This is a genomic window from Paenarthrobacter sp. A20, from assembly GCF_024168825.1.
Taxonomy (GTDB): Bacteria; Actinomycetota; Actinomycetes; order Actinomycetales; family Micrococcaceae; genus Arthrobacter.
The window spans coordinates 2,801,384-2,822,117 of the sequence record NZ_JALJWH010000001.1 but is presented as its reverse complement, the minus strand read 5'-3'; the positions used below and the strand labels follow the sequence as shown (position 1 = coordinate 2,822,117).

The following is a 20,734-nucleotide window of genomic DNA, read 5'->3' as shown; positions in this document are numbered from 1 at the left end:
TGCAGGGCCCGTTTTTCCTAGCGCTCGATGCCGGCAGGTACGGGCGCGGCAGCAATGAGGCGCAGCCGCTGCGTTGCCCGGGTCATGGCAACGTAGAGATCGCCCACCTTGCCATGGTCGTGGTTCAACATTGCCGCCGGTTCCAGGACCACAACGCCATCGAATTCCAAGCCCTTGGCTTCCTTGGGGCTGATCACCACGATGTCTTGCTCGTAGCTGCCGGCCCCGGCGCCGATCCGGCGGCCGTAGACCTCCCGCAGTGCCGCTGTGGCCTGGGGCAGCAACGGTCCGTCGGCGATGACAGCCAGCAGGCCGCCGTCGATCGCTTCGACTTCCTCCGGCAGGATTTCAACCAGGCGCTTCACAATGCCATCTGCCTCCACGTGGTCCACGATGGGTGACCATTTACCTTCGCGTACGGCCTTGGGCGCCGAGACAACGAGGCCGGCACGGTTGGCCATGCGGACCGCGGCCTCTGCGATCTGGGACGGCGTGCGGTAGTTGACGGTGAGTTCTTCGAGCGTCCAGCGGTCACCGAACGACGGCGCCAAGGCGCTTTGCCACGAATTAGCACCAGCGGCGGCACTGGTTTGGGCAATGTCACCCACGATGGTGAAGGACTTCAGCGGGCAGCGCCGCACCAGGAGCCGCCACTGCATGGGTGATAGTTCCTGGGCCTCGTCAACCACGATGTGGCCAAAGGCCCATGAACGGTCGCTGGTGGCACGCTCGGCCGCCGTCAGGCGTCCTTCACGTTCCTGATTCTGGTCGGCGAGCTCCTCAGCCGACACAAGAACGTCGACGCCCATTGCTTCCATGTTCGCCAAAGTCTGCTTTGCATTGGCGACGTCGCGGGCGCGATCCGCTTCCTGCTGGGCCAGTCCCCTGCCCGCAGCCGGATCCAGCTCACCCAGCAGTTCGGCAGCCTCATCCAACAGCGGGACGTCGGCTTCCGTCCACGGAGCGTCTACAGGGCGCTGCAGCAGCGCACGTTGTCCGGGCGTGAGGTGCGGCGTGCAAGCTTCAAGGATGGCCGGCTTGCTGAAGAGCTCGGAGATGAGCTTTTCCGGGGTCATCGGCATCCAGCAAAGATTAAGCATGATGCGCACGTCCCGTGCAGACCTGACATCTTCGGCCAAGTAGGCGCGATCGGCGTTGTTGCCGATGTTCGATTCCTCCACAAGGTCCGTCAGCTGTTCCGTGAGTTCTCGCAACAGGATCTTGACGAACGTCAGGCGGGCTTCGTTGTGCGGCTTGCCGGTAGCGCGGGCCTTCTCACGGGCACGGCGAACCTGACGGACGGTCAGTGTCAGCTTGCGGGAATCAACTTCGAGGATGCGGTCCTCGGCCGGTGTCCGCTGGCGGTTCGCGACGGCGTTGGCCACCACCTTGGCCATATCCAGCTTGCCCTTGAGAGCGGCGACGTCGGCGTCTTCCTCCGGTACGGCGTGGATTCCGGGCATGAGGCGCCCCAGGCTTGCCATGACCACGCCTGTTTCACCGAGCGAGGGCAGCACACGTTCGATGTAGTGCATGAAGGACGACGACGGTCCAACGAGGAGAACGCCGGCACTCTTGAGGCGATCGCGGTGGGTATACAGCAGGTAGGCCGCACGGTGCAGGGCCACAGCGGTCTTGCCGGTTCCGGGACCGCCCTGGACCACGAGCGCACCCGAGATGGAGGAACGGATGATCCGGTCCTGCTCGGATTGGATGGTTCCGACGATGTCGGACATACGACCGGTGCGCTTGGAGTTCAGCGCAGCCAGCAACGCGCCTTCGCCCTGAAGGGAGTCGTTGTCGGCGAGCATCCCGGCGTCCAGGACGTCGTCCTCAATGGCTTTGACGTCGCGTCCCTGCAGGATCAGGTGACGACGGCGGCGCACGCCTTGTCGGTCGAACGCGGTGGCCTGGTAGAAGTGGCCGGCCTCGGGCGCACGCCAGTCAACCATCAGCCGCTGGAGGTCGGCCGTGGACAGGCCTATGCGGCCGATGTACTGGGCTTCCCCGGAATCAAGGTCCAGACGGCCAAAGACCAAGCGATCGTCGACGGCGTCGAGTTGGGCCAGGCGGTCTTCGTACAGTGCCGCGAATGCGTCACGTTCTGAGACGTTCTGCATGGTTCCCACCGCGCCGGCCCTGCGCACCTGCGCCAGCTGGGCGCGCTTTTCTGCGCGCAGCTCATCGAGCCGGGCGTACAGCCCAGCTACATATTCCTGCTCGTGGACCAAATCAGCATCGTGCATCGAACCGTAACCCCTATCGCAAAAGACAGACCTACCATTCTACAGCGATTTTGGTAAACGTGCGGGGTACAAGTCATCAAGCGGACTGCGTCACATAAAGTTCGTTGCCGGCTGCGTTGCTTTCGCGGCAAATCACCCTGAGGCGGTGCGGTTTCGCGGCCGGGCCGCCTTGTACCGGGACACCGTTGGGTCGTCTTCAATCCAAAATCTCCACGGATATTCAGTGGTGCCGCCCGGCCCGGCCACCCCAACCCGTGGTCCGCTGGCCACGGCCGCCGCCGGCGTCTTGGGTAACCACAGGCTGAACGGTTCCGCGAGGGCGTCGCGGCCGGTGTCCGCCGTCGTGAGTCCCAGTGCGGAGGCGAGCCTGGCAGGGCCGCTGGCGAGGTCTTTGTGCGTTTTGGAGGCCGGCCTGCGAACGGCGGCAAGCTGCTCCCCCTCCACAATTTCTCCAGCCCTCAGCAGCAGCGCAGACGGGAAGCCCTCCGGTCCGCACACGATGTTGGCACAATAGTGCATCCCATACGTGAAGTAGACGTAAAGGTAACCGGGCGGGCCGAACATAGGCGCGTTCCGGGCGGTGGGACCCCCGAATGTATGGGATCCGGGGTCGGGATGCTCCGAACCACGCGGACCCATGTAGGCCTCGACCTCGGTGAGTCTGACCGAGACCGGACCGGCATCGGAGTGGTATGTCAGGACGGAGCCCAGGATCAGCGGAGCGATGACGCGCGCGTCGCTTGTGAGGAAACTGCGTACTTCATCGGGGTGGCTGATTCCGTCTTCCATGAACGAACCCATGCCCAGACCCTAGCAAGACCCACTCCACGGCCATGTCCGATTCCCGCTAGCAGGGGTCACTGGCGGGCTGGCAGGATGAAGCCATGGACTTCTGGCAGCGCTACAGGGCAATCGACGCCCGCGACACCCGGTTCGATGGCCAGTTCTTTACGGCCGTGAGCTCCACCGGAATCTACTGCAGGCCCTCATGCCCTGCCCGGACGCCCAAAGCTGAGAACGTCACTTTTTACGAAACCTCCGCCGCTGCCCATGAAGCCGGGTATCGGGCCTGCAAGAGGTGCCTCCCCGAAGCTGTCCCCGGAACGCCCGCCTGGAACATCCGCTCGGACATCGCCGGCCGGGCAATGCGGCTGATCAACGACGGCGTCATCACCCGTGAAGGCGTTGACGGACTGGCCCACAGATTGGGCTACTCCGCACGGCAGCTCAACCGCATCCTCAGCACCGAGTTGGGTGCCGGTCCCCTCTCCTTGGCCCGTGCAAGCAGGGCACAGACGGCCAGGACCCTTTTGGTCTCCACCACCATGCTCTTGGCGGATGTAGCCTTCGCATCAGGGTTCAACAGCGTGCGGCAATTCAATGACACCATCGGCGAGGTGTTCGCGATGACCCCGACGGCGTTGCGCGCCACCGGGGTGAAATCCGGAGTTCGCCGGGGTTCTGCGGCTCCCTGCGAGTCGGCTCCCGCGGCCCTGACGCTGACCCTGCCCTACAGGGAACCGTTCGATCCGGGAATCTTCGACTTCCTGGCAGTTCGCGCGGTCCCGGGAGTCGAACTGGCAGGAACAGGGGCCGACGGCAGCCGGACCTACGCCCGGACCATCCGGCTCGCGGGGGGCAGTGCTTCGTTCTCGGTGAAGTACAGCCCCTCGGCAGTGGGTAAACCATTGCAGCTCACGGCCACGGCTGTGGACCTGCACGATCTCCCCGCGCTGCTGAGTCGGGTGCGCCGACTGTTCGACCTCGACGCCGATCCGCAGGCCATTGACGACGCATTGGCCTCAGACCCCCGGCTGGCTATCAGTGTGGAGGCCATCCCCGGAATTCGTGTCCCGGGAGCCATGGATCCCCAGGAACTGCTAATGAGGGCCATGATCGGCCAGCAGATCACCGTGGCGGCGGCGCGAACAGCACTCACGCAATTGTCCGCCGCAGGTTCCCCGGCCGGGGCCGGCGCCCCAGGCTTGGAGACTTTGTTTCCGACGGCGGTTGAGATCGCCGAGCACGGCCGGGCACTACTCAGGGGACCACAACGCAGGATCGATTCCATAGTGGCTGCGGCCGAAGCGATGGCCACAGGAGCACTGGACTTCGGTTACGGCGACGACCCTGCCGGCCTTGAACGCAAGCTGCTCCCGTTGCCCGGCATTGGGCCCTGGACAGTGGGCTACGTGGCAATGCGGGTCCTCGGCTCTCCGGATGTTTTCCTGGCCAATGATGCCGCGGTGCGAAACGGATTGAAGGTCCTGCCCGCCGGGGCCGGTCTCAGCGCGGATTTCCGGGAAGTCAGCCCGTGGCGCTCGTACGCGACCATGCACTTATGGCGGGCAGCGGCACGGCCCAAAATCTCGTAGGGGCCGCCCCTGTCACCAACCGCCCCCTTCCGGCCGTCCCTCTCTCCAAGGGGCCGTGAGAGAGGGCCGCCCCAAAAAGGGAAATCCGTGAGAGGGGGCCGCCCCAAAGAGGGAAATCCGTGAGACAGCGTCTGGGTGCTTAGCGGTTGGCGGGCAGGGCAGCCGGCCACGGGAGAAGATCCGGAAGCTCGACTCCGTCGGCAGCGGCCGTAGCCCTGAGGCTTCCCAGGCTGGGCTCGCGGCCTGCAAGCCACGCGGCGATGTCCGTGAGCATGCCCGTGATGGCAACCGAAGTGCCGCCGCTGCCGATGCTCCGCGGGGGCAGGCCGGTGGGCTGCAGGACGAACTTGCGCGACTCGGGAACGCGTGCCGCGAGGAACCCGATGAGGTGTTCGCAGAACGGTCGGCTCCAGGTCTCCGGACCGAACCCCAGGCCCAGGTCCGAGGCGTGGATCGTGAGTTCGCGCCACAAGGCGAGGCCGCCGTCGAACACTGTTCCGTCCCTGTAGGCGATGCGCGCTTGCCAATCGTCAGGTCCCAAAGCGTCAAATGCGGAAACAGCAGACCCCAACGCAGAGGTGAGGGACTCTGTGTGCTGCGCGAGGCTGTGTCCAGCGGCAAGTTCAATTGCTTTGGTACGCCCGTCCATGCCGCCGTCGTACAGTTCCACTGTCTCGCCGCGGCGCGCGTACTCAAGTTGACGGCCCATCGCGTTGGAGATTCCGGCAAGGTGGGCAAGGACGTGGCCCCGGGTCCAGCCAGGAAGCTCCGACGGTTCAGCGACGGACGAGTCGTCCAGTTTGGCGAGCAGGCGGGTGACGGTGCCGGCGGCTTTGTGAAGCTCTGCGGGCAGCGCGTCGGGGGTGATCTGAGTCATAGCGCCATGTTAACGCACAGCGGGACGGCACCTGGCAATGCTCTGCCCAAAAGGCATCGCTGCGAAATGCCGCCCCGCCTGGCGTTCTAGCTGACGTAGGAGCGCGCTTCGTCCAGTTCCGCTTCCAAGGCCGCCAGTTGGCGTTCGACGGCGGCCGGCGCCGTTCCGCCCTGCGAATTACGGCTGTTGAGCGAACCTTCCGTGCTCAGTACGCTGCGGACCTCGGGAGTCAGGTGCTCCGAGATTGCTGCGTATTCCTCGTCCGTCAGGTCCCACAACTCCACGCCTCGGCCTTCGGCCTGCTTGACCGCAGCACCGGAGAGCTCGTGGGCCTCGCGGAAGGGGACGCCCTGGCGGACAAGCCATTCCGCGATGTCCGTGGCCAGTGCGAAGCCCTGCGGGGCCAGTGATTCCATGCGCTCGGTGTTGAATTTGAGCGTGGCAATCATGCCGGACACGGCCGGAAGCAGCAACTCCAAGGTGTCGGCAGCATCGAAGACCGGTTCCTTGTCCTCCTGCAGGTCGCGGTTATACGCGAGCGGCAGGCCCTTGAGCGTCGCCAGGAGGCCTGTCAGGTTGCCGATGAGGCGCCCTGCCTTGCCACGGGCGAGCTCCGCAACGTCCGGGTTCTTCTTCTGAGGCATGATCGAGGACCCCGTGGAGTACGAATCATGCAGCGTGACGAAGGAGAATTCCTTGGTTGCCCAGAAGATGACTTCCTCGGAGATCCGGGACAGGTCCACGCCAATCATGGAACACACCCAGGCGAACTCGGCGAAGACATCGCGGGAGGCGGTGCCATCGATCGAGTTGTGGACGGCCGAGAAGAAGCCCAGGTCCGCGGCAACGGCCTCGGGGTCCAGGCCCAGGGATGACCCCGCCAACGCACCCGAACCATACGGCGAAACGCCGGCACGCTTGTCCCAGTCCTGGAGACGCTGCACGTCGCGAAGCAAAGCCCAGGCATGCGCCAAAAGATGGTGGCTCAGCAACACCGGCTGGGCATGCTGCAGGTGCGTGCGGCCGGGCATGGCTACGCCATGGTGGGCCTTGGCCTGCTCAACGAGGGCGTCGATGGTGGCAAGGACACCGCCTGCAATGATCCGGGCATGGTCACGCAGGAACATGCGGCCAAGGGTGGCCACCTGGTCGTTGCGGGAACGGCCCGCACGGAGCTTGCCGCCCAACTGGGTTCCGGCGCGCTCAATGAGGCCGCGTTCCAGCGAACCATGCACGTCCTCGTCGCTCTCGGCCGGAAGGTACGCGCCGCTGGCGACGTCCTCGTCCAGCTGGGTGAGGGCGGCGAGCATACCTTCAAGTTCGGCGTTGTCCAGCAGTCCGGCCTTGGCCAGCACGCGGGCGTGCGCCTTGGAACCGGCGATGTCATAGCGGGCAAGCCGCCAGTCAAAGTGGGTGGACTTGCTCAGTGCGGCCAGCGCATCCGCGGGACCGCCGGCAAACCGGCCGCCCCACAGTGCGCCTTCGTTTGTTGCGGACGTCATTACTCGCCTGCGACGCGCAGGTCGCGGCCGGAGGCAACCTTGGAGGACATGCCCCACAGCTCGATGAAGCCGCGTGCCATGGACTGGTCGAAGGTATCGCCGGTGTCGTAGGTGGCGAGGTCGAAGTCGTACAGCGAGGTCTCGGAGCGACGACCGTTGACGATCGCCTGGCCACCGTGGAGGACCATGCGGATGTCACCGGAAACGTACTGCTGGGTGTCCTCAATGAAGGCGTCCAAGGAGCGCTTGAGCGGGGAGAACCACTGGCCGTCGTAGACCAGCTCGGACCAGCGCTGGCCAACGGTGGCCTTGAAGCGGGCCTGCTCGCGTTCGATGGTGATGTCCTCGAGGTGCTTGTGCGCGGTAATCAGCGCCATGGCACCCGGAGCTTCGTAGATTTCACGGGACTTGATGCCGACGAGGCGGTCCTCGACGACGTCGATGCGGCCAACGCCCTGGGCGCCTGCACGGCGGTTCAGTTCCTGGATGGCCTGCAGCGGGGTGACTTTGACGCCGTCGATCGCTACCGGCACGCCGGCCTGGAAGGAAATGGTGACCTCGTCCGGTGCCGGCGGGAATTCCGGTGTAGCGGTGTAGTCGTAGATGTCCTTGGTGGGTGCGTTCCAGATGTCCTCAAGGTAGCCGGTTTCGACGGCGCGTCCCCAGACGTTCTGGTCGATCGAGTACGGGTTCTTCTTGGTGGTCTCGATCGGCAGTCCCTTTTCCTCGGCGAAGGCAATGGCCTTGTCACGGGTCAGGGCGAGGTCGCGGACGGGTGCGATGCACTTCAGGTCCGGGCCGAGGGTCTGGATGCCAACTTCGAAGCGGACCTGGTCGTTGCCCTTGCCGGTGCAGCCGTGAGCGACTGTGGTGGCGCCGAATTCGCGGGCAGCCTTGACGAGGTGCTTGACGATGACGGGCCGGGAGATGGCCGAAACCAGCGGGTAGTGGCCCTGGTAGAGGGCGTTGGCCTTCAGTGTGGGCATCGCGTACTCGTTGGCGAACTCGTCGCGGGCGTCGGCCACATAAGCCTCGACGGCGCCGCAGCCAAGGGCGCGCTGGCGGATGGTCTCCAGGGACTCGCCGCCCTGTCCGACGTCGACGGCCACAGCGATGACCTCGGCACCGGTGGCTTCACCGATCCAGCCGATGGCTACGGACGTATCAAGGCCACCGGAGTAGGCCAGAACAATGCGCTCAGTCACGAGAGTGCTCCTTTGTTGTTGCTTGGTTCATTCGAATCAATGCTGGTGTGAATCAATGCTGGAAAATCTATTGGTTGGCCGGCCCGGCTTCTTCGGCCATGCGCAGAAAACGGGCCGCCAGTTCCGCCCCGCCATCGGGATCCCGGGCGACCAACAGCAAAGTGTCGTCGCCTGCGATCGTACCTAATACAGAGGGCATCACCGAGTGGTCCACGGCCAGTGCCAGGAAGTTGGCGGCTCCAGGCGGGGTGCGGAGGACAACGATGTTGCCCGACGCCTCCGCGGTGACCAGAAGTTCGCCGCAAAGCCTGGTCAACCGTGCGTCCAAGATTTCCTGCGTGACCCCGCTCTTGGCGTTGCGGTCCCCGCCCTCCCCCGGAACGGCATAAACCAACGCGCCTTCCTTGCCACGGACCCGGACTGCGCCGAGTTCCACAAGGTCGCGGGACAGGGTGGCTTGGGTGACCTGAACGCCGTCGTCCGCCAGCAGGGCTGCAAGCTCTGCCTGGGAGCGCACGGACTCACCCGTCAGGATCGCGGTGATGCGCGCCTGCCGGGCAGTCTTGGTGGCAGGGCTGGCGCCCGGCACGGACGGATTGGCGGACACTAGAACGTGCTCTCCCCAGTGCCCTCAACGGGGGAAAGCCCGTCAACAAACGCAAGTCCCGATCGGTGCATCAGCCATGCCATGAGTGCCTTCTGGGCGTGGAGCCGGTTCTCTGCCTCGTCCCACACGATTGACTGCGGGCCATCAATGACGCCGGCCGAAATCTCGTAGCCGCGGTACGCGGGAAGGCAGTGAAGCACGACGGCGTCCGGCGCAGCCTGCGCCATGGCGGCCTCGTCCACGGAGTACTCGCGGAAGAGTTGCATCCTGGCTTCCTTTTCGGATTCCTGGCCCATGGAGACCCACGTGTCGGTGGCCACGACGTCCGCACCTTTGAGGGCCTCGGCGGCATCGCTGGTGATCAGCACCGAGCCGCCGGTCTCTGCAGCGCGTTCCTGTGCAGCGGCAACAATCTCCGCGGAAGGCAGGTAGCCCTCCGGCCCGGAGATGCGAACGTGCATACCCGCAGTGACACCGGCCAACAGGTAGGAGTTGGCCATGTTGTTCGCCGCATCGCCCAAGTAAGCCATGCTCAAACCAGCCAAGTCACCCTTATGTTCCTTGACGGCCAGGAGGTCGGCCAACAGCTGGCACGGGTGGTAATCGTCGCACAAGGCATTGATCACGGGGACCTTGGAATTTTCCGCCATGGCCACCAGCCCGGAGTGCGCACCGGTCCGCCACACAATGGTGGACACCATGCGCTCCAGGACCTTGGCCGTGTCCTCCACGGATTCCTTGTGGCCGATCTGCGCTTCACCCGGGTTGATGATCAGTGCGTTGCCGCCCATGTCCGCGATGCCGGTGGCAAAGGAAACACGCGTGCGTGTGGAGGTCTTGTCAAAGATCACTGCTACGGTCTTGCGGCCGTTGCCCTCTGCGGCGAAGGGTTGCACGCTGTATGGCGCTGCCTTCATCCGGACCGCGAGTTCCAGGACCTCAGCCTGCTCGGCTGGGCTCAGGTCCGTGTCCTTGAGGAAGTGGCGGGTGGTTGACGTGCTCACTGTGCGTCCTTAGCGGTTTGGGCGGTAGCCGTGGCGATCAAGGCGGGCAGGGCTGACAGGAATCGGTCGGCCTGTTCGGTGGTCAGGATCAGCGGAGGGGCGAGGCGGATGGTCCGCGGGCCCGGACTGTTGATGATGAAGCCTGCATCCAAAGCTGCGGTCACCATGGCCGGCGCGACGTCGGCGTTCACATCGAAGCCAATCAGCAGGCCCTCGCCGCGGACTTCAGTGACAGCATCGACGGCAGACAGTCCCTCGCGCAGATGCGCTCCGAGGTTCAGCACGTTCTGCAGGACACCTTGGCTTTCGATGGCGTGCAGCGTGGCCAGCGCGGCGGCCGTAGCTACCGGGTTTCCGCCGAAGGTGGTGCCGTGCTGCCCTGCGGTGAGCAGGGCCGACGTCGTACTTCCGAAGGTGACCAGCGCACCCACGGGGAAGCCGCCGCCAAGGCCCTTGGCGAGCGTGACGGCATCGGGCACAATTCCTGCGTCTTCGCTGGCCAGCCACTTTCCGGTGCGGCCGATGCCGGTCTGGACTTCGTCGAGGATCAACAGCGCACCGGCCTTGGTGGTTGCCTCGCGGGCGGCCTGCAGGTACTCGGTACTCAGGGGCCGGACGCCTGCTTCGCCCTGGATCGGCTCCAGGAAAACGGCTGCTGTGGAATCGTCGACGGCGGCACGCAGGGCATCGATGTCACCGAACGGAATGTGGACCACACCACCGGGCAACGGCTCGAATGGCGCACGGTATGCTTCCTTCGCCGTGAGTGCCAAGGCGCCCATGGTGCGGCCATGGAAGGCGCCCTCGAGGGCGATGATCTTGGTCCGCTTCCCGTCCGGGTTGTTCCTGCGGGCCAGCTTGAAGGCTGCCTCGTTCGCCTCGGTGCCGGAGTTGGCAAAGAAGACCTTGGAACCGGCCGGTGCATTGCTGATGGCCAGAAGTTTCTCGGCCAGTGCGATCTGCGTGGGGCTGGTGAAGAAGTTCGATACATGCCCGAGCGTAGCCAACTGGCTGGAAATCACCGAGGTGACGAAAGGGTGGGCGTGGCCCAGGGCGTTCACTGCGATGCCGCCGAGAAGGTCCAAGTACTCCTTGCCATCGGCATCCCACACGAGGCACCCAGCACCACGGACCAGGACACGCTGCGGGGTACCAAAAACACCCATCAGCGAGGACGAGTAACGGGCAAGCCAGTCGGCGCCATTACTCACTCCAGTAATGACGGAAGCTTTGGCATCCGATCCGGCGATGGACCCCCGGGTGTGCTCGGGCACCGCGATGGGCCCACTGCCGCCGGGGTCCCCGTCCGAGCTTGCGAGGACGGGGAGCGGCTGGGGACGGGCGGGGGGTCCATCGCCGGTCGGGTTGCGGCCAACAGTTTCGCTCATGCGTTCACTTCCTCGTCGGGTACTACTTGCGTGCCAATGCCCGCGGTCGTAAAGGTTTCCAGCAGCATCGAGTGCGGGAGGCGTCCGTCGACGATATGTGCGCGTTCTACGCCTTCATCGATGGCTTTGAGGCACGCAGCCATTTTGGGGATCATGCCCGATTCGAGCTTGGGCAGCATGTCGCGGAGTTCCGAGGCTGTCAGCGATGAGATCAGCGACGATTTGTCCGGCCAGTTGGCGTAGAGGCCCTCGACGTCGGTCAGGATGACCAGCTTGGTGGCACCCAATGCCGAAGCTACTGCTGCGGCCGCCGTGTCTGCGTTGACGTTCAGGACCTGCCCAGTGGTTTGGCCGGTGCCATTTCCGCCGTCCACGATCTCCGGGGCGACGGTCGAAATCACGGGGATACGACCTGCGTCGAGAATGTCCTTGATACCGGCAGGGTCGACGCCAACTACCTCGCCCACCAGGCCGAGGTCCACTTCTTCGCCGTCAACAACAGTGCCCGTCCGAACGGCGCGCAGCAGCCCGCCATCCTCACCGGACATGCCCACGGCGTAGGGACCATGTGAGTTGATCAGCCCCACCAGTTCACGGCCCACCTGGCCCGTGAGGACCATGCGGACTACGTCCATGGCCTCGGGAGTGGTGACACGGAGACCACCCTTGAACTCGGACTCGATGCCGAGCCGGCCGAGCATGGAGTTGATCTGGGGGCCACCGCCGTGGACCACCACGGGATGGATGCCCACGTGGTGGAGGAACACGATGTCTTCGGCGAAGGCGCGACGAAGGTCATCGTTAACCATGGCGTTGCCGCCGTACTTGATCACCATGGTGGTGCCGGCAAAACGCTGGATCCAAGGCAACGCCTCGATCAGCGTGCCGGCTTTGTCCTGGGCGTCGCTCATGGACGTGGTTTCGCGGGTATGCGCAGTCATTGTCATAAGCTCAGCTCGAGTAGGCGCTGTTCTCATGCACGTAGTCGTGCGTGAGGTCGTTGGTCCAGATGGTCGCCTCGGCGTCGCCGGCCTGAAGGTCGATTTCAACCAGCACTTCGCGAGGCTCCAGGTCCACCAGGTTGCGGTCATCACCGATAGCGCCGTTGCGGCAGATCTGCACACCGTTCATGGCGACGTTGAGTTGGTCCGCCTCGAACACTGCATCAGTGGTTCCCACAGCTGAGAGCACGCGGCCCCAGTTGGGATCCTTACCGAAGATGGCAGCTTTGAAGAGGTTGGACCGGGCAACACTGCGGCTGACGATTTCGGCGTCGCGTTCGCTGGCTGCGTTGAAGGTACGGATCGCAATGTCGTGGCTGGCGCCCTCGGCGTCTCCGATCAACTTGCGAGCCAGTTCAGCACAGACCTGCGTCACGGCTGCGCCCAACTGCTCGGTGGACGGCAAGGCCTCAGAGGCTCCCGATGACAGCAGCACAACGGTGTCATTGGTGGACATGCAACCGTCAGAGTCTGCGCGGTCAAAGGTGACCCGGGTGGCGTCGCGAAGGACGACGTCGAGCTCATCTGCCGGCACCTGGGCATCCGTCGTCAGGACCACCAGCATGGTTGCCAGACCCGGCGCCAACATGCCGGCACCCTTGGCGATGCCTCCCACGGTGAACTGTTTTCCTTCGGCGTCCAAACCTGTGAAGACTGCTTCTTTGGACACACTGTCCGTGGTCATGATCGCCGTGGCGGCAGCGGAGCCGCCATCTTCCGACAATTCGCGGAAAGCCGCATCCACGCCCGGAAGGATCTTGTCCATCGGCAGCTGCTCGCCGATCAGACCGGTGGAACAAACCACGACGTCGGAAGCTGAGACACCCAGCACTTCGGCCACTTTCTCAGCCGTGGCGTGCGTGTTCTGGAACCCTTGCGGCCCGGTGCAGGCGTTGGCGCCACCGGAGTTCAGGACTACTGCGTCTACACGGCCATCACTGACCACTTGGCGGGACCAATGAACCGGCGCAGCGGCTACCCGGTTGGAGGTGAAGACTGCGGCGGCGGCCTTGGACGGACCGTCGTTGACCACGAGGGCAAAATCCGGGTTGCCGGAGGCCTTGATGCCGGCCTTGATGCCAGCGGCGCGGAATCCCTTGGGTGCGGTAATGGTCACGGTGCAACTCCCTGCAGGTTCAGGCCGGCGGTTTCGTCCAGGCCGAGGGCAATGTTCATGGACTGCACGGCTCCGCCTGCGGTCCCCTTGGTGAGGTTGTCGATAGCGCAGGTCACGATCACGCGGCCCGTGTGCTGGTCGAAGGCCAACTGCATCACGGCGTGGTTGGAAGCCTGCACCGATTTGGTGGTGGGCCACTGGCCTTCTGGAAGAAGGTGCACGAACGGTTCGTCGTCGTAAGCATCTGCCCAGGCTTGGCGAAGCTCGGCTTCAGTGACGCCGTGGCCAACTTTCGCTGTGGCCGTAGTGAGGATGCCCCGGCTCATGGGAACCAGGGTAGGCGTGAAGGACACCGTCACCGGCTCGCCAGCAGCGTTGGACAGCCCTTGTTCGATTTCAGGAGTGTGGCGGTGTCCGCCACCTACGCCGTAGGGACTCATGGAACCCATGACTTCAGCCCCAATAAGGTTGACCTTGGCTGCTTTGCCGGCACCGGAGGTACCTGAGGCGGAGACAATCACGACGTCGTCCGTCAGGAGGAGGTTGTTGGCGAACCCGGGCGTCAAGGCCAGCAGGGCCGACGTCGGGTAGCAGCCGGGGACGGCGATGCGGGTGGCACCCTTGAGGGCCTCGCGCTGGCCTGGCAATTCCGGCAGGCCGTAAGGCCACGTTCCCGCATGTGCCGAACCGTAGAACTTTTCCCACGCCGCGGCATCCTGGAGGCGGTGGTCCGCGCCGGCGTCGATGACTACCGTGCCTTCCGGCAGCTGGGCCGCGATCTCAGCGGAAGCTCCGTGCGGCAGGGCCAGGAACACGACATCGTGGCCGGACAGGTTTTCCACGGTGGTGTCTTCAAGAATCCTGCTGGCCAAACCATGGAGATGCGGCTGCAACTCCCCTAGTCTTGAACCGGCATTGCTGTGCGCAGTGATCGCACCGATGGTGACGTTCGGATGGCCCGCAAGCAAGCGCAGCACTTCTCCTCCGGCATAGCCGCTGGCACCGGAGACGGCAACAGAAATAGTCATAGCTCCACTGTACAGCAAGAATATTCATGCTGTCCGATATTTATGCATGCAGTTGTGATGCGTCTCATTATTTAGACCATTGCGCGTATGCTTAGTGGAGGGTGATCCAGACCGTGCAGTCCGAACGTCGGCTGCAGCGTTGCCCGTTAGCGATACGGGGCACATTCATGTCACCCACGTCCACCGCTGAGCGCCCCAAAGCTCGCGCTATTCAACCCAATCCCGTCGTCCAAAGCTATTCAGAGCTCCTCAAGAGCGTTAAAGCCGCAGGACTCCTCGAACGCCGGAGCGGCTTCTACATCTGGGTCTTCGTGGCCCTGGCACTCCTCATGGCCGGCACTTGGCTCGGCTTCGCCTTGATCGGCGAATCCTGGTACCAACTCCTGATCGCCGCAGCTGTGGGCATTCTCTGCACACAACTGAGCTTCCTGGCGCACGAGGCCGGGCACAAGCAGATCTTCGCCTCACGCCGTGCCAACGACTGGTCAGCCCGCCTCCTGGCCACCGGCGTCGCCGGGATCAGCTACTCCTGGTGGGAGCAGAAGCATGGTGCCCACCACAACCACCCCAATGTCATTTCCAAAGACCCGGATATCCGGAACAACGCCCTGGTGTTCTACGAGGATGCGGCCGCTGAGCGCAAGGGACGCCTGGCGTTCCTCACCAAGAAGCAGGGCTGGTTCTTCTTCCCGCTCCTGACGCTGCTGGGCCTGAGCCTGCAGTTCGATTCGCTTCGCTTTGTCTTCGGCAAGCAGAAGGTACGCCACCGCTGGGTGGAGACGCCCATCCTCGTGGCAAGGCTCGCGGCTCTTCCAGTGCTCGCCTTCACCTTCCTCCCCATCGGAATGGCATTCGCGTTCCTTGGCGTGCAAATCATGGTCTATGGCTTCTATATGGGAGCCTCTTTCGCGCCCAATCACAAGGGCATGCCGGTCCTCCCCAAGGACAGCCGTGTTGACTTCCTCAACCGCCAGATCCTGACCTCGCGCAATATCTCCGGTGGCATCTTCATGGACTTCCTCCTCGGTGGGCTCAACCGTCAGGTGGAGCACCACTTGTTCCCGGACATGGCCCGCCCCCATTTGTACAAGGCCACGAAAATCGTGCGTGAATTCTGCGCCAAGCACTCAATTCCCTATACGGAAACGACGCTGATGCAGTCCTACGGGATCGTGGTCAGCTACCTCAACGAAGTGGGCCTCGCCGCCGGACGCGGCTTCGACTGCCCGGTGGCGTCGACGCACGGACGCTTCTAGGCGTTCGACACGGGAGGCCCCAACCTCCCTAGGATGGAATCTGAAACCGGGCACCGGAAACCACCGCCCCGGAGTGAGGAGCCACCATGACGCACGCCATCGTTGCACGGCAGCCCGGAGGACCTGACGTCCTTGAGTATGCATCCGTGGAACCACCAACACCTGGCCCCGGCCAGCTGCTGATCAAGGTCGCAGCTGCCGGGGTCAACTTCATTGAGACTTATCAACGCAGCGGGGCCTACAAGGTGGAATACCCCTTCACCCCGGGCACCGAAGCAGCCGGCACCGTCGAGGCCGTTGGCGACGGGGTGGAGGACATTTCCGTTGGCGATCGGATTGCCACCGCCGAGGGGTCCCGGACCTACGCCGAGTACGCCATCGTGGACGCAAGCAAGGCACTCCCGGTTCCCGCCGGCGTCGACGATCACACAGCCGCAGCCTTGCCGCTGCAGGGAATTACAGCCCACTATCTGATGAACTCCTCCTTCCGCGTGGAGCCCGGCCACACCGTTCTGCTTCACGCAGGCGCAGGTGGCGTTGGTCTGCTGTTGACGCAACTGCTGAAGGCCCGCGGAGCCCGTGTGATCACCACCGTGTCCTCGGACGAAAAAGCCCATCTGTCCACCCTGGCCGGCGCCGACGAGGTACTCCGCTACGACGGATTTGCTGACAAGGTCCGCGAACTTACCGACGGCGACGGCGTCAACGTGGTGTACGACGGCGTCGGCAAGGACACCTTTGACGATTCCCTGAAGAGCCTGCGCATCCGCGGCGCCATGGTGCTCTTCGGCGCAGCCTCCGGACCGGTGCCACCCTTCGATCCCCAGCGCCTGAACGCCGCGGGTTCCCTCAATCTCACCAGGCCCACGATGGCCCATTTCGTGCAAAACACCCACGAGCGCCGCTGGCGCTCAGCGGAGATTTTCGACGCCGCCGCCAACGGCACTCTCGCTGTCAGGGTCGGAGCGACGTACCCCCTGGCAGAGGCAGCCCAGGCCCACCGGGACTTGGAAGGCCGCCTCACCACGGGCAAAGTCCTGCTGGTGCCGTAGCAGCCATGCCCGGCTCCCCAACATCCGGCGACCTTCAGGCGAACAGCAACGCAACAAAATGTGAAGTACAGGAAACGTCCGACACCTTTTGTTCACCTTTCTGCGAAAAGCTGGGCCCGTGAGCACAGAACATCCCGTGGGGGCCGGGCAGACGCCTGCCTTGACCACCTACCGCCCCCAGTTGCCGGGCGGCGCCGCAGCACCCGCCGAGCGGACCCTCGTAGACATCCTGGAAGAGACCAGCGCGTCATTCCCCGAGGCTTCGGCGTTGGATGATGGCCACAAGTCCTTGAGCTACACCGAACTGCTCAAGGCTGTCCGTAAGTTTGCGGCGACGTTGAACGCCGCAGGCCTGGGCCGCGGTGACAAAATCGGCGTCCGCATCCCGTCCGGGACCAACGAGCTCTACATTGCCATCCTGGGCATCCTCATGGCCGGGGCGGCCTATGTTCCGGTGGATGCCGACGATCCCGACGAGCGGGCGCGCCTGGTGTTCGGCGAAGCCAACGTTGGCGCTGTCATCGGTGCGGGCCTGGACGTCAAACCATTCGGTGCAGCACGGGAGCCTGTTTCCACCCCCACCAAGCCCGGGCTGGATGATGACTCCTGGATCATCTTCACTTCCGGATCTACCGGGACTCCCAAGGGCGTTGCCGTCAAACACCGCTCCTCTGCGGCATTTGTTGATGCAGAAGCCCGGATCTTCCTCCAGGCTGAACCCATCGGCCCCCAGGACCGTGTTTTGGCAGGCCTCTCGGTGGCCTTCGATGCTTCCTGCGAAGAAATGTGGCTGGCCTGGCGCCACGGTGCCTGCCTGGTCCCGGCACCACGAGCGTTGGTTAGAACCGGTATGGACCTCGGGCCCTGGTTGATCAACCACGGCATCACTGTGGTGTCCACCGTGCCCACCCTTGCTGCCCTCTGGCCGGCCGAGGCATTGGAAAACGTCCGCCTGCTGATCTTCGGCGGCGAAGCATGCCCGCCCGAATTGGCCGAGCGGCTCGCCGTGGACGGTCGCGAAGTGTGGAACACGTACGGACCCACAGAGGCCACTGTCGTGGCCTGCGCCGCTCCGCTGGGCGGACCCGGCCCCGTGCGGATCGGGCTGCCGCTGGACGGCTGGGACCTCGCCGTCGTCGATTCGCAAGGGGTTCCGGTCGCCGAAGGCGGGATCGGCGAACTGATCATCGGCGGTGTGGGGCTGGCCCGCTACCTCGATCCGGCCAAGGATGCCGAGAAGTACGCGTCCATGACAACCCTCGGATGGGACCGCGCCTACCGTTCGGGTGACCTGGTGCGCTTCGAAGCCGAAGGCCTGATTTTCATGGGCCGCGCCGACGAACAGGTCAAACTCGGTGGACGCCGGATCGAACTGGGCGAGGTGGATGCGGCACTGCAGTCTTTGCCTGGTGTCGCCGGCGCGGCAGCGGCCGTGCAGACCACAGCCGCCGGCAACCAGATCCTTGTTGGATACCTGGCCCCCGTTGACGGCCATGACTTGTCCATGGACGAGGCCCGCCGTCTGCTGGGCGAAAGCCTCCCGGCAGCCTTGATTCCGTTGCTGACCGTCGTGGATTCGCTCCCCACCAAGACCAGCGGAAAAGTGGACCGCCATGCCTTGCCCTGGCCATTGGCCGGTGCCGGCGCAACCGAGGCCGGGAACGCCCCGCTGAACCTGCCCGATGACGCCCGTTGGGTGGTGGAGCAATGGGAGTCCGTGCTGGGGAGCCCTGTGAGCTCCCTCGACGCCGATTTCTTCGCTTACGGCGGCGGATCCTTGGCGGCGGCCCAACTCGTTTCTGCCCTTCGTGTCCGTTACCCCACCATCACCGTGGCGGACATCTATGCCACGCCGCGCGTCGGCGCCTTGATCGATACCGCCCGGCAATCACTCCCCGACGGCGGCGCGCCGGGTCCGGCTGCTGAGCGGACCGTCCGTCCTACCGCCTTGAAGTCGCAGATCTTCCAAGTCCTGATGGGCGTGCCCTTGCACATCCTGGTGGGCATGCGCTGGCTCACCTACCTCATGGCCGCCAACAGGCTGCTGGCAGACTTCGCCGGCTTTGCCGCCGCACCCGTCGTCTCGTGGTGGTGGATCGCGGCGTCATGGCTGATTTTCGTCAGTCCCCTCGGCCGGATGGCGATCTCAGTGGTTGCAGCCAAGGTGCTGCTGGGCAGGATCCAACCCGGCACCTACCCGCGTTCAGGGAAGACCCATCTGCGACTGTGGCTGGCCGAACAAATACAAGACCTGTCGGGCGCCATCGGCCTGGCCAGCGCGCCTTTCGTCCCTTACTACGCACGGGCCCTCGGGGCCAAGATCGGCAAGGACGTCCACCTGCACTCGCTTCCCCCGGTCACCGGTCTCCTGTCCTTGGGCAGCGGAGCGAACATCGAGCCCGAAGTGGACCTTTCGGGCTGGTGGGTTGACGGTGACTCCGTCCACATCGGCCAGATCCATGTGGGAGCCGGTGCAGTCGTCGGTGCTCGAAGCACGTTGATGCCGGGGGCCACCATCGGCGCGGGTGCCCACGTCGATGCAGGATCGGCAGTACTGGGCAAAGTGAAAGCAGGACACCTTGTGGCCGGCTCCCCTGCTGAGCGCCGCGGAAAAGCCAAGCACGAATGGCCGGAAACAATCACCAGGCGGCCAGTGGTTGACCGGCTCTGGTTCTCCGCCTTTGCCAGCGCTTCGGCTTTGCTGGCCCTGATCCCCTACATCTCCGCATTCGCGGGTGCCCTGGTGGTCCTGGCGTTCATCCAGGGACACGAATCCCTGGAAACTGCGCTTCCGCAGATTGCGCTGGCCGTCCCGCTTGCCGCCTTGGTGTGGTTCTTCGGCAACCTGGTACTCATCCTGGTCGTGGCCCGCCTCCTCGGTTTGGGCCTCAAGGAGGGCTACTACCGGGTTCGCAGCCGAATCGGGTGGCAGGTTTGGGCCACCGAACGCCTCCTGGACATGGCACGGGACCTGCTCTTCCCCGTCTATGCCAGTCTGTTCACACCCATGTGGCTGCGCCTCCTCGGAGCCAAGGTTGGCAAGAACGTAGAGGCCTCCACGGTGCTGCTCGTTCCCAAGATGACCACCATCGGCGACGGGGCTTTCCTGGCCGACGACACCATGGTGGCCTCCTACGAGCTCGGTGGCGGTTGGATGAAGATCGGCCCGGCCAAGATCGGAAAACGCTCTTTCCTGGGCAACTCGGGCATGACAGCGGCGGGACGCAACGTTCCCAAGAACTCCCTCGTCGCCGTGCTGTCCGCCACCCCCGCCAAGGCAAAATCCGGAACCTCGTGGCTTGGTAGCCCGCCGGTCAGGTTGCGCCGCACCGCCGTCGACGCGGACCAAACCCGAACCTTCCGGCCGCCCCTCAAACTCAAGGTTGCACGGGCTTTGTGGGAACTGTGCCGCTTGGTGCCGGTCATCCTCACCGTCACCATCGCCGTCTGGGTGATGTTGGTCCTGGACTGGATTGCGCGAGGGTGGGGCTACTGGATTGCGGCGGTGCTTGGTGGCGTGGTGATGCTGGCAGCAGGAGCAGTAGCAGCGCTCAGCGCCATTGTTGCCAAATGGGTCCTGGTGGGAACCATCCGTTCAGGCGAACACCCCCTATGGAGCTCGTTCATTTGGCGCAATGAGGTAGTGGACACCTTTATCGAGATGGTCAGCGCCCCGTGGTTCGCCCGCTCTGCCGCCGGTACTCCCGCTCTCGTGTGGTGGTTGCGCGGTCTCGGCGCCAAGATCGGCCGCGGAACGTGGTGCGAAAGCTATTGGCTGCCCGAAGCCGACCTCGTGACCCTCGGCGAGAACTCCACCGTCAACCGCGGCTGCGTAGTGCAAACGCACCTGTTCCACGACCGTGTGATGAGCCTGGACACCGTGACGCTGGGTAACGGAGCCACCATGGGTCCGCACGGCGTCATCCTCCCCGCAGCCAGCATCGGCGACGGCGGAACTGTTGGGCCGGCGTCGTTGGTCATGCGCGGTGAGACAGTCCCGGCCGGAACGTACTGGATGGGTAACCCGGTGAGCCCGTGGGTGGGCCCGTCTGCACAAGCGCCGCGCCTCAAGTAGA

At 64.5% G+C, this 20,734-nt stretch carries 15 protein-coding genes; 4 read left to right on the top strand and 11 right to left on the bottom strand.

Annotated features, from left to right (window positions below; genetic code table 11):
• Positions 1-17 precede the first annotated feature (17 nt).
• Together J3D46_RS13145 and J3D46_RS13140 are read right to left on the bottom strand one after the other, a co-directional pair.
• Positions 18-2,246, bottom strand: coding sequence for an ATP-binding domain-containing protein (locus J3D46_RS13145; protein WP_231339230.1), 2,229 nt, complete (start codon positions 2,244-2,246; stop codon positions 18-20).
• Between the two features lie 132 nt (positions 2,247-2,378).
• On the bottom strand, positions 2,379-3,035 hold the full coding sequence (locus J3D46_RS13140) for a DNA-3-methyladenine glycosylase (RefSeq protein ID WP_231339249.1): 657 nt from the start codon (positions 3,033-3,035) through the stop codon (positions 2,379-2,381).
• 95 nt (positions 3,036-3,130) lie between these two features.
• Here J3D46_RS13140 and J3D46_RS13135 point away from each other — a divergent pair, with 95 nt between their 5' ends.
• Positions 3,131-4,621, top strand: coding sequence for a DNA-3-methyladenine glycosylase 2 family protein (locus tag J3D46_RS13135; protein WP_231339224.1), 1,491 nt, complete (start codon positions 3,131-3,133; stop codon positions 4,619-4,621).
• 139 nt (positions 4,622-4,760) lie between these two features.
• Here the strand turns inward: J3D46_RS13135 and J3D46_RS13130 are convergent, their stop codons facing one another.
• From J3D46_RS13130 to argC, 9 genes are all read right to left on the bottom strand, one after another.
• The gene (locus J3D46_RS13130; protein WP_231339222.1) at positions 4,761-5,498 is read right to left on the bottom strand and encodes a maleylpyruvate isomerase family mycothiol-dependent enzyme; all 738 of its coding nucleotides are present in this window, start codon (positions 5,496-5,498) and stop codon (positions 4,761-4,763) included.
• 86 nt (positions 5,499-5,584) lie between these two features.
• Positions 5,585-7,000 carry an argininosuccinate lyase gene (gene argH, locus J3D46_RS13125; protein ID WP_231339220.1) on the bottom strand — a complete coding sequence of 472 codons (1,416 nt, stop codon included), beginning with the start codon at positions 6,998-7,000 and terminating at the stop codon, positions 5,585-5,587.
• Positions 7,000-8,205 (bottom strand): argininosuccinate synthase, encoded by a 1,206-nt coding sequence (locus J3D46_RS13120; protein WP_159734867.1) that lies wholly within the window; start codon positions 8,203-8,205, stop codon positions 7,000-7,002. Before J3D46_RS13120 ends, argH begins: the two co-directional genes overlap by 1 nt.
• 67 nt (positions 8,206-8,272) lie before the next feature.
• On the bottom strand, positions 8,273-8,812 hold the full coding sequence (locus tag J3D46_RS13115) for an arginine repressor (RefSeq protein WP_159707225.1): 540 nt from the start codon (positions 8,810-8,812) through the stop codon (positions 8,273-8,275).
• Positions 8,812-9,816 carry an ornithine carbamoyltransferase gene (gene argF / locus J3D46_RS13110; RefSeq protein ID WP_253467674.1) on the bottom strand — a complete coding sequence of 335 codons (1,005 nt, stop codon included), beginning with the start codon at positions 9,814-9,816 and terminating at the stop codon, positions 8,812-8,814. The genes J3D46_RS13115 and argF overlap by 1 nt, the downstream gene beginning before the upstream one ends.
• Complete coding sequence (locus tag J3D46_RS13105; protein WP_253467672.1) at positions 9,813-11,204, bottom strand: acetylornithine transaminase; 1,392 nt, start codon at positions 11,202-11,204, stop codon at positions 9,813-9,815. The genes argF and J3D46_RS13105 overlap by 4 nt, the downstream gene beginning before the upstream one ends.
• Entirely contained in the window at positions 11,201-12,145 is a 945-nt protein-coding gene (gene argB, locus J3D46_RS13100) for an acetylglutamate kinase (RefSeq protein WP_231339208.1), read from the bottom strand. Before argB ends, J3D46_RS13105 begins: the two co-directional genes overlap by 4 nt.
• Before the next feature lie 10 nt (positions 12,146-12,155).
• Complete coding sequence (gene argJ / locus J3D46_RS13095) at positions 12,156-13,322, bottom strand: bifunctional glutamate N-acetyltransferase/amino-acid acetyltransferase ArgJ (protein WP_253467670.1); 1,167 nt, start codon at positions 13,320-13,322, stop codon at positions 12,156-12,158.
• Positions 13,319-14,350, bottom strand: a complete 1,032-nt coding sequence (gene argC, locus J3D46_RS13090) for an N-acetyl-gamma-glutamyl-phosphate reductase (RefSeq protein WP_231339201.1) — start codon at positions 14,348-14,350, stop codon at positions 13,319-13,321. The genes argJ and argC overlap by 4 nt, the downstream gene beginning before the upstream one ends.
• A 167-nt stretch (positions 14,351-14,517) precedes the next feature.
• Between argC and J3D46_RS13085 the strand changes: the two genes are divergently transcribed.
• The 3 genes from J3D46_RS13085 (at position 14,518) to J3D46_RS13075 (ending at position 20,733) form a co-directional block, all read left to right on the top strand.
• Positions 14,518-15,606 carry an acyl-CoA desaturase gene (locus tag J3D46_RS13085; protein WP_231339198.1) on the top strand — a complete coding sequence of 363 codons (1,089 nt, stop codon included), beginning with the start codon at positions 14,518-14,520 and terminating at the stop codon, positions 15,604-15,606.
• A gap of 86 nt (positions 15,607-15,692) precedes the next feature.
• Entirely contained in the window at positions 15,693-16,658 is a 966-nt protein-coding gene (locus tag J3D46_RS13080; RefSeq protein ID WP_253467668.1) for a quinone oxidoreductase, read from the top strand.
• 118 nt (positions 16,659-16,776) lie between these two features.
• Positions 16,777-20,733: a Pls/PosA family non-ribosomal peptide synthetase gene (locus tag J3D46_RS13075; RefSeq protein ID WP_253467666.1), complete on the top strand. Its 3,957-nt coding sequence runs from the start codon at positions 16,777-16,779 to the stop codon at positions 20,731-20,733.
• The last annotated feature ends 1 nt before the right edge of the window (position 20,734 follow it).

Bases quoted from the DNA above. Each gene is read 5' to 3' on its own strand.
- J3D46_RS13105 (WP_253467672.1), bottom strand. From the start codon at position 11,204: ATGAGCGAAACTGTTGGCCGCAACCCGACCGGCGATGGACCCCCCGCC.
- J3D46_RS13140 (WP_231339249.1), bottom strand. From the start codon at position 3,035: ATGGAAGACGGAATCAGCCACCCCGATGAAGTACGCAGTTTCCTCACA.
- argC (WP_231339201.1), bottom strand. From the start codon at position 14,350: ATGACTATTTCTGTTGCCGTCTCCGGTGCCAGCGGCTATGCCGGAGGA.
- J3D46_RS13145 (WP_231339230.1), bottom strand. From the start codon at position 2,246: ATGCACGATGCTGATTTGGTCCACGAGCAGGAATATGTAGCTGGGCTG.
- argH (WP_231339220.1), bottom strand. From the start codon at position 7,000: ATGACGTCCGCAACAAACGAAGGCGCACTGTGGGGCGGCCGGTTTGCC.
- J3D46_RS13130 (WP_231339222.1), bottom strand. From the start codon at position 5,498: ATGACTCAGATCACCCCCGACGCGCTGCCCGCAGAGCTTCACAAAGCC.
- J3D46_RS13080 (WP_253467668.1), top strand. From the start codon at position 15,693: ATGACGCACGCCATCGTTGCACGGCAGCCCGGAGGACCTGACGTCCTT.
- argB (WP_231339208.1), bottom strand. From the start codon at position 12,145: ATGACTGCGCATACCCGCGAAACCACGTCCATGAGCGACGCCCAGGAC.
- J3D46_RS13085 (WP_231339198.1), top strand. From the start codon at position 14,518: ATGTCACCCACGTCCACCGCTGAGCGCCCCAAAGCTCGCGCTATTCAA.
- J3D46_RS13135 (WP_231339224.1), top strand. From the start codon at position 3,131: ATGGACTTCTGGCAGCGCTACAGGGCAATCGACGCCCGCGACACCCGG.